Annotated in this window: 1 protein-coding gene; it reads left to right on the top strand. The window is 63.9% G+C overall.

The features are described 5' to 3' along the window. Positions 1–14 precede the first annotated feature (14 nt). Entirely contained in the window at positions 15–104 is a 90-nt protein-coding gene (locus tag R2R70_RS19995; protein WP_410978899.1) for a hypothetical protein, read from the top strand. Positions 105–277: the final 173 nt, after the last annotated feature.

The raw sequence follows: 277 nt of genomic DNA, 5'->3' as shown, positions 1-277 counted from the left end.
CCACTGACCGCGCGATCTTTGCCCGCGGTGCGCTGAAAGCGGCGCTCTGGGGGCAGGACAAGGCGCCTGGTGAGTATGACATGATCGACGTGCTCGGCCTCTGAGGTTTCTGGGCCGCCCTTGCGGGCGGCTGCCTCCGGCGGAGGTATTTGGCAAAAGATGAAATGTAGCGGCGCCCTGTTTCATCTTTTTGAAAATATCTCGGGGTGAGCGCCCGAACTGGGCGCGAGGGGCAGCGCCCCTCTGCGCGACGGCTCAGAAGTCGATGGCGATGCCC

Source organism: Cobetia sp. SIMBA_158, assembly GCF_046566945.1.
Taxonomy (GTDB): domain Bacteria; phylum Pseudomonadota; class Gammaproteobacteria; order Pseudomonadales; family Halomonadaceae; genus Cobetia; species Cobetia amphilecti.
Note: the sequence above shows the minus strand (reverse complement) of the source record. Positions and strands in the feature narration are given on the sequence as shown.